Here is a 1,068-nt window from a genome sequence, read left to right on the forward strand (position 1 = left end):
CTGACAGCGCATCTCAGGCAGCTTGGCGGGTGGGGTAGCCGGCGTGGGTGAACCAGCCGGCGGCGTCGGCGGCGGTGACCGCGTCCAGCGCGGTGGCGATCGCCTGGTCCAGGGCCGCCCGGGTGCGCGCGGCAGCCGCCTTGACCAGCGCCTTGATCTTGCTGAAGGCCTCCTCGATCGGAGACAGGTCCGGCGAGTAGGCCGGCAGAAAGAGCAGTTCGCAGCCGGCGGCGGCGACCAGCTCGCGAATCCGGTCGGGTTGGTGCGCGCCGACGTTGTCCACCACGATCACCGTCCCCGCCGACAGCGCGGGCAGCAGGACGTGTTCCAGATAGGTGGCGAACACCGCGGTGTCGGTGCCGCCCTCCACGGTCATCGCCGGGCTCATGCCGGCCAGGCTCACCCCGGCCAGCAGGGTGGTCACCGGCCCGCGGTTGCGCGGCACCGCGCCGCGAGCGCGGTGACCCCGCGCCGCGCGGGCCCGCCGGCGGGTCATCGAGGTGTGCGTGCCGCACTCGTCGACGAAGACCAGCCGCGCCGGATCGACGCCGGCCAGCCGGGTCCGCCACTGGGCGCGCGCGGTCTCGTCGCGCTCGGTGGCGGTCAGGCTTTTTGCTTCAGCGGCCGCCCCGCACGCCGCCGCCGGCCACCCGGAGTCAGCGCCTGACCGGGCTCGGGCGGCAGGCCGGCGATCGCCCGCGACATCGACGCCAACGACACCGGCTGGCCACCGGCGGCGACGAACGCCGCCACGTGCTCGGCCAGCGTGGCATCCGCGGCAGCAGCCTCCAGCCGGGCCGGCAGCCAGGCGTGCAGCCGCCGGCGCACCACCGGCGCCGGCCCGTGCCGCTGCTCGGTCGCCGCCAGGCTGCCGGTGGCCCGCCGCCGGGCCAGGTACCGCTCCACGGTCCGTAGCGACATCCCGAACCGCTCCGCCGCCTGCCACTGGCTCATCCCCGCGTCGACCGCGGCCACCACCCGCTCACGCAGATCCATCGAATAAGCCCGCACCCCAGCGGAGTACGTCTGCCAACCGCCCACCGTCAACCAATCAGCACACCGCTGTGA

2 protein-coding genes are annotated in these 1,068 nt (G+C 74.9%); both read right to left on the bottom strand.

The genetic code is table 11. The features are described 5' to 3' along the window. Positions 1-13: 13 nt before the first annotated feature. Positions 14-607, bottom strand: a complete 594-nt coding sequence (locus tag CNO22_RS28070; protein ID WP_157937176.1) for an IS630 family transposase — start codon at positions 605-607, stop codon at positions 14-16. Continuing rightward, a complete protein-coding gene (locus CNO22_RS28075; RefSeq protein ID WP_157937175.1) occupies positions 604-996 on the bottom strand; it encodes a helix-turn-helix domain-containing protein in 393 nt (130 codons plus the stop codon). The genes CNO22_RS28070 and CNO22_RS28075 overlap by 4 nt, the downstream gene beginning before the upstream one ends. Positions 997-1,068: the final 72 nt, after the last annotated feature.

The organism is Geodermatophilus chilensis (genome assembly GCF_002802985.1).
GTDB classification, from domain to species: domain Bacteria; phylum Actinomycetota; class Actinomycetes; order Mycobacteriales; family Geodermatophilaceae; genus Geodermatophilus; species Geodermatophilus chilensis.

What these genes read in the sequence shown, in the direction of transcription:
- CNO22_RS28075 (WP_157937175.1), bottom strand. Translation starts at nt 996, where the DNA reads ATGGATCTGCGTGAGCGGGTGGTGGCCGCGGTCGACGCGGGGATGAGC.